At 56.4% G+C, this 12,165-nt stretch carries 14 protein-coding genes; 12 read left to right on the top strand and 2 right to left on the bottom strand.

Translation table 11 applies throughout. The features are described from left to right. Positions 1-41 precede the first annotated feature (41 nt). Entirely contained in the window at positions 42-1,283 is a 1,242-nt protein-coding gene (sstT, locus tag ACMGGE_RS19800; RefSeq protein WP_048028904.1) for a serine/threonine transporter SstT, read from the top strand. 86 nt (positions 1,284-1,369) lie between these two features. Here the strand turns inward: sstT and ACMGGE_RS19795 are convergent, their stop codons facing one another. Together ACMGGE_RS19795 and uxaC are read right to left on the bottom strand one after the other, a co-directional pair. Next, positions 1,370-2,857: a UxaA family hydrolase gene (locus ACMGGE_RS19795; protein ID WP_126534102.1), complete on the bottom strand. Its 1,488-nt coding sequence runs from the start codon at positions 2,855-2,857 to the stop codon at positions 1,370-1,372. Between the two features lie 17 nt (positions 2,858-2,874). Next, complete coding sequence (gene uxaC, locus ACMGGE_RS19790; protein ID WP_420294069.1) at positions 2,875-4,287, bottom strand: glucuronate isomerase; 1,413 nt, start codon at positions 4,285-4,287, stop codon at positions 2,875-2,877. A 476-nt stretch (positions 4,288-4,763) separates the two neighbouring features. Between uxaC and ACMGGE_RS19785 the strand changes: the two genes are divergently transcribed. The 11 genes from ACMGGE_RS19785 to ACMGGE_RS19735 all read left to right on the top strand — a co-directional run bounded on the left by ACMGGE_RS19785 (position 4,764) and on the right by ACMGGE_RS19735 (position 12,130). After that, a complete protein-coding gene (locus ACMGGE_RS19785; RefSeq protein WP_045910065.1) occupies positions 4,764-6,062 on the top strand; it encodes an MFS transporter in 1,299 nt (432 codons plus the stop codon). Positions 6,063-6,245: 183 nt separating this feature from the next. After that, positions 6,246-7,022, top strand: coding sequence for a transcriptional regulator ExuR (gene exuR, locus ACMGGE_RS19780; protein ID WP_023615584.1), 777 nt, complete (start codon positions 6,246-6,248; stop codon positions 7,020-7,022). Positions 7,023-7,366: 344 nt separating this feature from the next. Next, the gene (yqjA, locus tag ACMGGE_RS19775) at positions 7,367-8,029 is read left to right on the top strand and encodes a DedA family general envelope maintenance protein YqjA (RefSeq protein ID WP_023309289.1); all 663 of its coding nucleotides are present in this window, start codon (positions 7,367-7,369) and stop codon (positions 8,027-8,029) included. Between the two features lie 2 nt (positions 8,030-8,031). Further along, complete coding sequence (gene mzrA, locus ACMGGE_RS19770; protein WP_045910066.1) at positions 8,032-8,415, top strand: EnvZ/OmpR regulon moderator MzrA; 384 nt, start codon at positions 8,032-8,034, stop codon at positions 8,413-8,415. A 143-nt stretch (positions 8,416-8,558) separates the two neighbouring features. Beyond that, positions 8,559-8,927, top strand: coding sequence for a DUF1090 domain-containing protein (locus ACMGGE_RS19765; RefSeq protein WP_008503142.1), 369 nt, complete (start codon positions 8,559-8,561; stop codon positions 8,925-8,927). Between the two features lie 29 nt (positions 8,928-8,956). Next, a complete protein-coding gene (locus ACMGGE_RS19760; protein WP_008503141.1) occupies positions 8,957-9,262 on the top strand; it encodes a DUF883 family protein in 306 nt (101 codons plus the stop codon). A 1-nt stretch (position 9,263) separates the two neighbouring features. Continuing rightward, positions 9,264-9,662, top strand: a complete 399-nt coding sequence (locus tag ACMGGE_RS19755) for a phage holin family protein (protein ID WP_014885329.1) — start codon at positions 9,264-9,266, stop codon at positions 9,660-9,662. Further along, complete coding sequence (locus tag ACMGGE_RS19750) at positions 9,659-9,955, top strand: YqjK-like family protein (protein ID WP_008503139.1); 297 nt, start codon at positions 9,659-9,661, stop codon at positions 9,953-9,955. The genes ACMGGE_RS19755 and ACMGGE_RS19750 overlap by 4 nt, the downstream gene beginning before the upstream one ends. A 252-nt stretch (positions 9,956-10,207) precedes the next feature. Continuing rightward, positions 10,208-10,600 (top strand): DoxX family protein, encoded by a 393-nt coding sequence (locus tag ACMGGE_RS19745; protein WP_023309292.1) that lies wholly within the window; start codon positions 10,208-10,210, stop codon positions 10,598-10,600. A gap of 71 nt (positions 10,601-10,671) precedes the next feature. Continuing rightward, positions 10,672-11,658 carry a glutathione S-transferase family protein gene (locus ACMGGE_RS19740; protein WP_045910067.1) on the top strand — a complete coding sequence of 329 codons (987 nt, stop codon included), beginning with the start codon at positions 10,672-10,674 and terminating at the stop codon, positions 11,656-11,658. 106 nt (positions 11,659-11,764) lie between these two features. Then, a complete protein-coding gene (locus ACMGGE_RS19735) occupies positions 11,765-12,130 on the top strand; it encodes a DUF805 domain-containing protein (RefSeq protein ID WP_023615581.1) in 366 nt (121 codons plus the stop codon). Positions 12,131-12,165: the final 35 nt, after the last annotated feature.

The raw sequence follows: 12,165 nt of genomic DNA, 5'->3' as shown, positions 1-12,165 counted from the left end.
GCACATCCGGGATGGAACGCAATTTCACTTAAGGAACACTCATGACGACAACCTCATCGGGTCTGCTTGCGCGCCTGTCGCGCGGCAGCCTTGTTAAGCAAATACTGGTTGGACTGGTGCTCGGCGTCGCGCTGGCACTGATCTCAAAACCTGCCGCCGAGGCCACTGGCCTGCTCGGCACACTGTTCGTCGGCGCACTGAAAGCGGTCGCGCCGGTTCTGGTTTTGACGCTGGTGATGGCCTCAATCGCCAACCACCAGCAGGGGCAGAAAACTAATATTCGCCCGATTCTGTGGATGTATCTGCTGGGGACGTTCTCGGCCGCGCTGACGGCGGTTGTCGTGAGCTTTATCTTCCCGTCCACGCTGCAACTGACCACTGGCGCGACCGACATTACGCCACCCGCGGGTATTGTTGAGGTGATGCACGGCCTGCTGATGAGCATTGTCGCCAACCCGATCCATGCGCTGATTAACGCGAACTACATCGGGATTCTGGTATGGGCCGTCGGTCTGGGCTTCGCTCTGCGCCACAGCAACGACACGACCAAAAACCTGGTTAACGACCTTTCTCACGCCGTGACCTTTATCGTGACGGTGGTCATCCGCTTTGCGCCGATTGGTATTTTTGGCCTCGTGGCATCCACGCTGGCAACCACCGGTTTCGGCGCACTCTGGGGCTATGCGCAGCTGCTGCTGGTGCTGATTGGCTGTATGGCTGTCGTGGCACTGGTGATTAATCCGCTGCTGGTGTTTCTGCAGACCCGTCGTAACCCGTACCCCCTGGTGCTGATGTGCCTGCGCGAAAGCGGCGTGACCGCCTTCTTCACCCGCAGCTCGGCGGCAAACATTCCGGTCAACATGTCCCTGTGTGAGAAGCTGAATCTGGACCGCGATACCTACTCCGTATCCATTCCGCTGGGTGCGACCGTCAATATGGCGGGAGCGGCCATCACCATCACGGTGCTGACGCTGGCCGCGGTGCATACGCTGGGTATTCCGGTGGATCTGCCAACCGCGCTGCTGCTGAGCGTGGTAGCCTCGCTGTGTGCCTGCGGCGCATCCGGCGTGGCGGGCGGTTCCCTGCTGCTGATCCCGCTGGCATGTAATATGTTCGGCATCCCGAACGAGATCGCCATGCAGGTGGTTGCGGTAGGCTTTATCATCGGCGTGCTGCAGGATTCCTGCGAAACCGCGATCAACTCCTCCACCGACGTGATGTTTACCGCCGCCGTGTGCCAGGCGGAAGACGCGCGTTTAGCGAAGAACGCCCTGCGCAGTTAAAAAGAAAAGCCCGGTGGCGGCTACGCCTTACCGGGCCTACAGGGTTTAGTAGGTCGGGTAAGCGCCAGCGCCACCCGACAAAGTACTTAAAGCGTCACACCACTCTTAAAGATCGCCAGCTCGCGGAAGTCGTTCTTCTCGTTGCAGGTCTGCCTGCCGTTGGCAAATTCCACAATCGCGTCCACGAATTCCGTCAGCAGCTGCGGCATCGCCTTGCCGTGGATAAGCTGCCCGGCATCAAAGTCAATCCAGTGTTTTTTCTTCGCCGCCAGCTCGCTGTTGGTGGCGATTTTCACCGTCGGCACAAAACCGCCGTACGGCGTGCCGCGACCGGTGCTGAACAGCACCATATGGCAGCCGGCTCCCGCCAGCGCGCTGGTGGCGACCGCATCGTTACCCGGCGCGCTCAGCAGGTTCAGACCGTGCGTTTTCAGGCGCTCGCCGTAACGCAGAACGTCAACCACCTGGCTCGCGCCCGCTTTCTGGGTGCAGCCGAGGGATTTCTCTTCCAGCGTGGTGATCCCACCCGCTTTGTTACCCGGAGACGGGTTCTCATAAATGGGCTGATTGTGGGCAATGAAGTACTGTTTGAAGTCGTTCACCATGGTGACGGTTTTTTCAAACGTCTCCTCGTCGCGGCAGTGGCTCATCAGAATACGTTCCGCGCCGAACATCTCCGGCACCTCGGTCAACACCGTCGTGCCGCCGTTAGCGATCACATAGTCCGAGAAGCGACCCAGCATCGGGTTGGCGGTGATACCGGACAGGCCGTCAGACCCGCCGCACTCCAGCCCAAACTTCAGCTCGCTCAGTTTGCCCGGCTCGCGCTTGTCGTGGCGCATCACGTTATACAGCTGGTGAAGCTGTTCAACGCCCGCCTCCACTTCGTCATCCTGGTGCTGACACACCATAAAATGCACGCGCTCAGGGTCAAACTCGCCCAGCGTGTCGCGGAAGGCATCAACCTGGTTGTTCTCGCAGCCCAGGCCAATCACCAGCACCGCGCCTGCGTTCGGGTGACGCACCATGTTTTGCAGCATGGTGCGGGTGTTAATGTGGTCATCCCCTAGCTGGGAGCAGCCGTAGGTGTGGCTGAACAGATGCACGCCGTCGGTGCCTTCGGCATTGTTGGTCTCTTTCAGGAAGCGCGTCTGGATCTGACGCGCAATCCCGTTCACGCAGCCGACGGTAGGGAGGATCCACAGCTCGTTGCGGATCCCCACGTCGCCGCTGGCGCGGCGGTAGATCTGCACGTCACGATCCGCCGCCTGCTCGTGTTCCCCAGGTAAATCAGGTTGATAGCTGTACTCGTCCAGATCGCTCAGATTGGTGCGGGTATTATGGGAATGAAGATGTTCACCCGGCACGATATCCGCCAGCGCATGCCCAATCGGAAGACCGTACTTAATGACGTTGTCCCCTTTCGCGAGAGGCTTCACGGCAAACTTGTGACCGCGAGCAATCGCCTGACGCAGGGTGACGCTCTGGTTATCAACGGTCACCACGTCGCCTTCAGCGAGATCCGTCAGCGCGACGGCCACGTTATCCAGCGAATGGATTTTGATGTATTGCATATCAACCTCAAACGGCCTTAGTTCAGTTCAATGCCGAAGTAGTCACGCGCATTGTTAAAGCAGATGTTTCTCACCATGTCGCCCAGCAGCTGGATATCCGCCGGCGCTTCGCCTGCGTGCACCCAGCGGCCAATCATCTGGCACAGAATGCGGCGGAAATATTCATGACGGGTATAGGACAGGAAGCTGCGGCTGTCGGTCAGCATGCCGACAAAGCGGCTCAACAGACCAAGCTGCGCCAGCTGCGTCATCTGACGCTCCATGCCGTCTTTCTGATCGTTGAACCACCAGCCGGAACCGAACTGCATCTTGCCCGGCATCCCTTCGCCCTGGAAGTTACCCACCATGGTGCCCAGCACTTCGTTATCGCGCGGGTTCAGGCAGTAGAGAATGGTTTTCGGCAGCAGGTTTTGTTCGTTCTGTTTGCTCAGCAGTTTTGACAGCTCTTCCGCCAGCGGACGGTCGTTGATGGAGTCAAAGCCCACATCCGCGCCCAGCAGCTTAAACTGACGCCGGTTGTTATTGCGCAGCGCACCGATGTGGTACTGCTGTACCCAGCCGCGACGCGCGTATTCCGCGCCGAGGAACACCAGCACCGCCGTTTTGAACTGCGCCACTTCGTGCTCGCTAAGCGATTCACCGGACAGGCGACGCGCCAGAATGCTGTCCAGCTCGGCCTCGTTTGATTCCGCGAACAGCACGACGTCCAGCGCGTGGTCAGAGACTTTACAGCCGTGCGCCGCGAAGTGATCCAGACGTTTGGTCAGCGCGGCTTGTAGATCGGCGAAACGACGGATGTCGGTATCGGACACTTCCGCCAGCTTCGCCATGTAGTCGTTAAACGTGGCCTGCTCAATGTTGAAGGCTTTGTCCGGGCGCCAGCTTGGCAGCACTTTGATATCAAAGGAAGTGTCTTTGGCGACAACGGCATGATGCTCCAGGGAGTCAATTGGATCGTCGGTGGTGCCCACCATCTTCACGTTCATCTGCTTCATGATGCCGCGCGCGGAGAAATTCTCCTGCGCCAGCAGCGCATTGCACCGCTCCCAGATTTCATCGGCGGTCGTTGGGGAGAGCAGTTTGCCGGTGATGCCAAACGGGCGACGCAGCTCAAGGTGCGTCCAGTGGTAGAGCGGGTTACCGATGGTGTGCGGGACGGTCGCCGCCCAGGCATCAAACTTCTCGCGGTCGGTGGCGTCACCGGTACAGAGGCGTTCCGCCACGCCGTTGGTGCGCATGGCGCGCCATTTGTAGTGGTCACCCTTCAGCCAGATATCATACAGGTTTTTGAAACGATAATTTTCGGCAACCTGCTGCGGCGGCAGATGGCAGTGGTAGTCGAAAATTGGCTGGTCTTTTGCGTAGTCGTGGTACAGGCGGCGAGCAAATTCGGTATCTAACAAAAAATCGTCGGTCATAAACGGCGTCATTATCGTCTTCCTCATTACGGGAGCGTCAGAAAGCGTATGTTCATATGCTGCAAAGTTATCACACCAATTTCCAGCCACCGAAGCTTTTTTCGTGAGTGAGATCAATAAACGCTAACAAATAAATTACCCTCTAAGGCGTAAACCCTTCTACAGGCCGCGCCATTACTGGCTTTGCGCGCAGCGATTAATGTCCCTACAAAGAATCATACATTTGTGATATCACTCACCTTTTAAAGTTGTATGACAAGTTATCTTTTCGCCGTCGCAAACGCTAAGCCGACGGAATGCATTACCGGTGTGAGAGGCATCGGGTTTAACGGTACGGATACCGACTTATGCACGCTTACTTATGGCAAGGTTCGGGCCGTTCCGGGACATGCTTCCGGCTACGCCCCTCCCGTTACACAACTGCTCCCGGAAACGGTTGAGAAGTTGCCGTGCTCTGGCGCGGACATAACATAACGATGAGGTTTTAGATGCGTAAAATTAAAGGGTTACGTTGGTATATGATCGCACTGGTGACGTTAGGCACCGTGCTGGGCTACCTGACACGTAACACCGTGGCAGCCGCAGCGCCGACGTTAATGGAAGAGCTGCATATCTCCACACAGCAATACTCCTACATCATTGCCGCCTATTCCGCGGCGTATACCATCATGCAACCAGTTGCAGGCTATGTGCTGGATATCCTCGGTACCAAAATCGGTTATGCCTTCTTCGCCATCGCCTGGGCGGTGTTCTGCGGAGCCACCGCGCTGGCGGGAAGCTGGGGCGGCCTGGCGCTGGCGCGCGGTGCGGTCGGTGCGGCAGAAGCTGCGATGATCCCGGCGGGCCTGAAAGCCAGCTCCGAGTGGTTCCCGGCAAAAGAGCGCTCTATCGCTGTTGGCTACTTCAACGTGGGCTCGTCCATCGGGGCAATGATTGCGCCACCGCTGGTGGTGTGGGCTATCGTGATGCACAGCTGGCAGATGGCCTTCATTATCTCCGGCGTGCTGAGCTTCGCCTGGGCAATCGCGTGGCTGGTTTTCTATAAGCATCCGCGCGATCAGAAAAAACTCTCCGAAGAAGAACGCGAGTACATCATTGGTGGTCAGGAAGCACAGCATCAGACCAACAACGGCAAGAAAATGACCGTCTGGCAGATCCTGGGCACCCGTCAGTTCTGGGGTATCGCCCTGCCGCGCTTCCTGGCAGAACCGGCCTGGGGGACCTTTAACGCGTGGATCCCGCTGTTCATGTTTAAAGTCTACGGCTTTAACCTGAAAGAGATCGCGATGTTCGCCTGGATGCCCATGCTGTTCGCTGACCTGGGCTGTATCGTGGGCGGCTACCTGCCACCGCTGTTCCAGCGCTGGTTTGGGGTGAACCTGATTGTTTCCCGTAAGATGGTAGTCACCATGGGCGCCCTGCTGATGATTGGCCCGGGCATGATCGGCCTGTTCACCAGCCCATACGTCGCGATTGCCCTGCTGTGTATCGGTGGCTTTGCGCACCAGTCCCTGTCCGGCGCGCTGATTACGCTCTCGTCTGACGTCTTTGGTCGTAACGAAGTGGCCACCGCCAACGGCCTGACCGGGATGGCCGCCTGGACCGCGAGTACGATGTTTGCGCTGGTCGTCGGCGCGCTGGCAGATACCATCGGCTTCAGCCCGCTGTTCGCCGTGCTGGCTATCTTCGACCTGCTGGGCGCTGTGGTGATCTGGACGGTGCTGAAGAGCAAATCGGCAGAGGAGCTGGCGAAAGAGTCACTCGGGAAACCGGCGACGCAGAGTTAGCAACCATTTTTCCGCCGGGTGGCGCTACGCTTACCCGGCCTACAAAACCCGCAGGCCCGTGCAAGCGAAGCGCCGCCGGGCATTTAAAGGCCGCTCAGTAGCGGCTTTTTTAATGGCAAATCTGGAGAGTGGCACGCAAAAGTGGTATAACAAATCATCTGCCGTACCCTGCCTGGAGCGCATATGGAAATCACCGAACCACGTCGTTTATATCAACAACTTGCTGCGGAGCTGAAAGATCGCATCGAGCAAGGGGTCTATCTTGTCGGTGATAAACTGCCCGCCGAGCGCTTCATCGCGGATGAAAAAAGCGTCAGCCGCACCGTGGTGCGCGAAGCGATCATCATGCTGGAAGTGGAAGGCTACGTTGAGGTACGCAAAGGCTCCGGCATTCACGTCATTTCCAATCTGCCGAAACACTCGCCTGTCGCGGACGAAAGTCTGGAATTTGCCAGCTATGGTCCGTTTGAGCTGCTCCAGGCTCGCCAGCTGATTGAAAGCAACATTGCCGAATTTGCGGCGACGCAGGTGACTAAGCAGGACATCATGAAGCTGATGGAAATCCAGGAGAATGCCCGTAAGGAAAAATGTTTCCGCGATTCAGAGTGGGATCTGCAGTTCCACGTCCAGGTCGCCCTGGCAACCCAGAATACGGCGCTGGCGGCAATCGTTGAGAAAATGTGGACTCAGCGCGTTCACAACCCGTACTGGAAAAAACTGCACGACCATATCGATTCCCGTACCGTCGACAACTGGTGTGACGATCACGACCAAATCCTTAAGGCGCTGATTCGTAAAGATCCGCATGCCGCTAAACTGGCGATGTGGCAGCACCTGGAGAACACCAAGCAGATGCTGTTCAATGAAACCAGTGACGACTTCGAATTTAACGCTGACCGCTATCTTTTCGCCGATAATCCCGTTGTTCATCTCGATACGGCCCCCAGTGCCGCAAAATAGATGACCTTCCCGCTGGCAGGCGCCTCGCTGCGCCTTCTGGCTTCAGTGGGTAAGCAAAACATATATAGTGTCAGCCTTTGTAAATCCCCTCGCTCACTTCCTGGGCTTACGCCAAAATCAACTCACGCCTGCAAATTCTGTGACGCAGAACGTTGGGCTTTGTTACAATTGGATTCACTTCGTTATTTTGTAAGTTAGTGCTTGCTAACCAGCCAATTAACAGGGAACCGTGTTGGCCACACCGCAATGTGTCCGCGAGCGACCATAATGAAATCACAACAATGTCGCCGTGCTGTTTGCCCCGGATAACAGGCGTGACGTTAACCGATTTCCAGGAACACTGAATGGAACTTTTGACCCAACTACTGCATGCCCTCTGGGCGCAGGACTTTGAAACGCTGGCCAACCCTTCCATGATTGGCATGCTCTATTTCGTCTTGTTTATGATCCTGTTCCTTGAGAACGGTTTGCTACCTGCAGCCTTCCTGCCTGGTGACAGTTTGCTGGTGCTCGTCGGCGTGCTGTGTGCCAAAGGGGCGATGGCGTTTCCGCACACCATTTTATTACTGACCGTCGCGGCCAGCCTCGGCTGCTGGGTGAGCTACATCCAGGGAAGATGGCTGGGCAATACCCGGATCGTCCAGAACTGGCTCTCGCACCTGCCTGCACATTATCATCAGCGGGCGCACCACCTTTTCCATAAGCACGGGCTTTCCGCCCTGCTGATTGGCCGCTTTATCGCGTTTGTACGTACTCTGTTGCCGACCATTGCCGGTCTGTCGGGGCTGAGCAGCGCGCGCTTCCAGTTCTTTAACTGGATGAGCGGTCTGTTATGGGTGCTTATTCTGACAACGCTCGGCTATGCCCTGGGTAAAACGCCGGTCTTTATGAAATATGAAGACCAACTGATGTCCTGCCTGATGCTGCTGCCCGTTGTGCTGCTGGTCTTCGGCCTGATCGGCTCCCTGGTCGTGCTGTGGAAAAAGAAATACGGAGCCAGAGGCTAACGATGGCTATCTCACCGCTCGCCCTGCGCCGTTTTGCCTGTGCCGTGATGACGCTGGTGGTGCTTAGCGCCATGCTGCTGGTATGGAGCGCGCTTTCGCACCAGGAATCCACGCTGGCCATTCGCCCGGTGAACCAGGGTGCCAGCGTGCCTGACGGTTTTTCTGTCTGGCATCATCTGGATGCGAACGGGATACGTTTTAAGAGCATCACCCCTCAGGACGATGTTTTACTGATCAAGTTTGATTCCCGTGCGCAAAGTGCCGCCGCAAAAGTGGTTCTCGACCGTACGCTGCCGCAGGGGTATATCATTGCTCAGCAGGAAGATGACAGCCAGCCAGCAGCCTGGCTGTCGCTGATTCGCGATACGTCGCATCGATTTGGATAATTACCAGGATTCCGAATCTTTTCACTCACTTTGGTGAATCCCCCGTTTACTTACTATGCTTAAGTACGCGGAGCACCCCTCGACTGTACTCCGCATAACTTTGGATAGCGGCTTACGCCGCAACACAATGGAAGGTTTCGATAATGAAATTCCGCATGACTCTGGCTCTGGCCCTTTTTTCTTTAAGCACAGCATCCTTCGCCAATTCTCTCTGTCAGGAGAAAGAACAGGATATTCAGCGTGAGATCGGTTATGCCGAAAAGCATAACAATCAGCACCGTGTTGATGGTCTCAAAAAAGCGCTGAGCGAAGTGAAAGCGAACTGTTCAGACAGCAAGCTTCGTGCCGACCACCAGAAGAAAATCGCTGAACAGAAGGACGAGATAGCCGAGCGCCGTCGCGACCTGCAGGAAGCGAAAGAGAAAGGGGATGCGGAAAAAATTGCTAAGCGCGAGAAGAAGTTGAAAGAAGCGCAGGACGACCTGAAAGCGCTGGAAGCTCGCGATTATTGAGTTAACGGAAATCTCAACAGGAGAGAATCATGTCAAAAGATACGACGTCTGAACATCTGCGCGCTGAACTGAAATCCCTGGCCGATACCCTTGAAGAGGTGCTGAACTCCTCTGCTGACAAGTCAAAAGAAGAGGTCAGCAAGCTGCGCAGCAAAGCGGAGCAGGCGCTCAAGGAGAGCCGCTATCGCCTGGGTGAAACCGGTGATGCACTGGCAAAACAGACCCGCGAAGCGGCCGCGCGTGCGGACGAATACGTGCGTGATAATCCATGGACGGGCGTAGGGATTGGTGCCGCAGTCGGTGTGGTACTGGGTGTCCTGCTGACGCGTCGTTGATATGGAAGATCCTCGTCACGCACAAGGGCCTGCTAACAACGTCCTCGGCATCGGCCAGCGTATTTTAACGACGCTGGTCGGGATTGCCGAAACGCGCGTCCGGCTGGCAGTGGTCGAGCTGGAAGAGGAGAAAGCCAACCTCTTCCAGATGCTGCTGATGCTCGGACTCACCATGCTCTTCGCCGCGTTTGGTCTGATGAGCCTGATGGTGTTAATCATCTGGGCCATTGACCCGCAGTATCGTCTTAACGCGATGATTGCCACCACCGTCGTTCTGCTGGTCGCCGCGTTGATAGGCGGTATCTGGACGCTGCGTAAAGCGCGTAAATCCACGTTCCTGCGTCATACGCGTCAGGAGCTGGCTAACGATCGCGCCCTGCTGGAGGATGACAAGCCGTGAGCGGTAAAGCCGAACGTCAAAAGCGAAAAGCGTACCTGCTAAGCCAGATCCAGCAGCAACGGCTGGATCTGTCGGCGAGCCGCCGCGACTGGATTGACGCGACGCGACGGTTTGACCGGGGCTGGAACACCTTCCTGAGCCTGCGTTCATGGGCGCTGGTCGGCAGCAGCGTGATGGCTATCTGGACGGTTCGTCATCCAAATATGCTGATCCGCTGGGCGCGCCGTGGATTTGGTGCCTGGAGCGCCTGGCGTCTGGTGAAAGCCACGATTCGTCAGCAGCAGTTGCGGTAGCCTTCTCGCCGGGTGGCGGCTACGCCTTACCCGGCCTACTTGCACGCGTAGGCCGGGTAAGCGCAGCGCCTCCCGGCAAAATCCTCTCCCCTCCCTTACTCAATATCTTTGAAGAAGATTGACAGTTTTCCTTGCTAACAATCGCCCACCGTCACGTTTATGATGCTCTCCATCGACAGCAACGACGCGGTATCTACCCGGAATTGCAGACAAATAACGTTCAGCCGCTGATGTGGTTTCCTGGAGAGTAAAATGAAAAAATTAGAAGATGTTGGTGTACTGGTAGCGCGTATTCTGATGCCAATTCTGTTCATCGTGGCAGGTTGGGGAAAAATCACCGGTTATGCAGGCACCCAGCAATATATGGAAGCCATGGGCGTTCCGGGGTTCCTGTTGCCACTGACCATTCTTCTTGAGTTCGGCGGCGGCCTGGCAGTCCTGTTCGGCTTCCTGACCCGCACCACCGCGCTGTTTACTGCAGGCTTCACCGTGCTGACGGCGTTCATCTTCCACAGCAACTTTGCGGAAGGCGTGAACTCTCTGATGTTCATGAAAAACCTGACCATCGCGGGTGGCTTCCTTCTGCTGGCCGTTACTGGCCCGGGCGCATACAGCATCGACCGCGTTCTGAATAAGAAATGGTAAGCACGCTATACTGAATAAACACAAAGCGAGGAGACATCTCCTCGCTTTTGCTATCTGACGGAGGAGAAAAAATGGGACAACTCGTAGACGGCGTCTGGCAGGATGTCTGGTATGACACCAAATCCACCGGAGGCCGCTTTAAGCGCTCTGTTTCGGCCTTCCGTAACTGGCTGACCGCCGACGGTGCGCCGGGCCCTAGCGGCGAAGGCGGCTTCGCGGCTGAGAAAGATCGTTATCATCTTTATGTTTCCCTCGCCTGCCCGTGGGCCCACCGCACGCTGATCGTGCGCAAGCTGAAAGGTCTCGAATCCTTCATTCCGGTTTCCGTCGTCAACCCGCTGATGCTGGAAAACGGCTGGACGTTTGACAGTGATTTCCCTGCGGCAACCGGCGACGAACTCTATCACCACGATTTCCTGTACCAGCTCTATCTGCGCGCCGATCCGCATTACACCGGTCGCGTGACCGTGCCGGTGCTGTGGGACAAGAAAAACCAGACGATTGTCAGCAATGAGTCTGCGGAAATCATCCGCATGTTCAATACCGCATTTGATGCCCACGGCGCCCGCGCCGGGGATTACTACCCGGTTGAACTGCGCGATAAGATTGACGAGCTGAACAGCTGGATTTACGACAACGTCAACAACGGTGTTTATAAGGCCGGTTTTGCCACCAGCCAGGAAGCGTATGACGAAGCGGTCGGGAAGGTGTTTGAATCACTGGAACGCCTGGAACAGATCCTGGGCCAGCATCGCTACCTGACGGGCGATCGCCTGACGGAAGCGGACATTCGCCTGTGGACCACGCTGGTTCGCTTTGATCCGGTCTATGTCACCCATTTTAAGTGCGATAAACACCGCATCAGCGACTACCTGAACCTGTATGGTTTCCTGCGCGACATCTACCAGATGCCGGGCATCGCGGAGACGGTCGACTTCGACCATATTCGCACCCACTATTTCCGCAGCCACAAGACCATCAACCCGACGGGTATTATCTCCATCGGCCCTTGGCAGGACCTGGATGAACCGCACGGGCGCGACGTGCGTTTTGGATAAAAAGTAAGGGCATCACCAGATGCCCTTTTTTAATTCACAATCTCCATCTATCCTTACTTTGATTGCTTAGAAAACAAGTGATTGACCGATTATTGAGGCAAGGAAAATGGACTGGTATTTAAAAGTACTGCGCAACTACATTGGATTTGGTGGCCGCGCCCGCCGCAAAGAGTACTGGATGTTCGTTCTGGTGAACTTCGTCCTGATTATGGTGCTGGGCATCGTGGATAAAATTCTCGGCTGGGAGCGGGCTGGCGGTGAAGGCGTACTGACCACCATCTATGGCCTGTTAGTCCTGCTGCCATCATGGGCGGTACTGTTCCGTCGGCTGCACGATACCGATCGTTCGGCGTGGTGGTTACTGCTGCTGCTGATTCCGATCGTGGGCTGGATCGTGATTTTGATCTTCAACTGTCAGAGTGGGACGCCGGGCGAAAACCGCTTTGGTCCGGATCCTAAGATCGGCGCATAAAAAAAGCCCGGTGGCGCTTCGCTTACCGGGCCTAC

This window comes from Enterobacter sp. BNK-22, from assembly GCF_048684805.1.
Taxonomy (GTDB): domain Bacteria; phylum Pseudomonadota; class Gammaproteobacteria; order Enterobacterales; family Enterobacteriaceae; genus Enterobacter; species Enterobacter quasiroggenkampii.
This window is presented reverse-complemented; position numbering and strand designations above follow the sequence as displayed.

What these genes read in the sequence shown, in the direction of transcription:
- sstT (WP_048028904.1), top strand. Translation starts at nt 42, where the DNA reads ATGACGACAACCTCATCGGGTCTGCTTGCGCGCCTGTCGCGCGGCAGC.
- ACMGGE_RS19795 (WP_126534102.1), bottom strand. Translation starts at nt 2,857, where the DNA reads ATGCAATACATCAAAATCCATTCGCTGGATAACGTGGCCGTCGCGCTG.
- uxaC (WP_420294069.1), bottom strand. Translation starts at nt 4,287, where the DNA reads ATGACGCCGTTTATGACCGACGATTTTTTGTTAGATACCGAATTTGCT.
- ACMGGE_RS19785 (WP_045910065.1), top strand. Translation starts at nt 4,764, where the DNA reads ATGCGTAAAATTAAAGGGTTACGTTGGTATATGATCGCACTGGTGACG.
- exuR (WP_023615584.1), top strand. Translation starts at nt 6,246, where the DNA reads ATGGAAATCACCGAACCACGTCGTTTATATCAACAACTTGCTGCGGAG.
- yqjA (WP_023309289.1), top strand. Translation starts at nt 7,367, where the DNA reads ATGGAACTTTTGACCCAACTACTGCATGCCCTCTGGGCGCAGGACTTT.
- mzrA (WP_045910066.1), top strand. Translation starts at nt 8,032, where the DNA reads ATGGCTATCTCACCGCTCGCCCTGCGCCGTTTTGCCTGTGCCGTGATG.
- ACMGGE_RS19765 (WP_008503142.1), top strand. Translation starts at nt 8,559, where the DNA reads ATGAAATTCCGCATGACTCTGGCTCTGGCCCTTTTTTCTTTAAGCACA.
- ACMGGE_RS19760 (WP_008503141.1), top strand. Translation starts at nt 8,957, where the DNA reads ATGTCAAAAGATACGACGTCTGAACATCTGCGCGCTGAACTGAAATCC.
- ACMGGE_RS19755 (WP_014885329.1), top strand. Translation starts at nt 9,264, where the DNA reads ATGGAAGATCCTCGTCACGCACAAGGGCCTGCTAACAACGTCCTCGGC.
- ACMGGE_RS19745 (WP_023309292.1), top strand. Translation starts at nt 10,208, where the DNA reads ATGAAAAAATTAGAAGATGTTGGTGTACTGGTAGCGCGTATTCTGATG.
- ACMGGE_RS19740 (WP_045910067.1), top strand. Translation starts at nt 10,672, where the DNA reads ATGGGACAACTCGTAGACGGCGTCTGGCAGGATGTCTGGTATGACACC.
- ACMGGE_RS19735 (WP_023615581.1), top strand. Translation starts at nt 11,765, where the DNA reads ATGGACTGGTATTTAAAAGTACTGCGCAACTACATTGGATTTGGTGGC.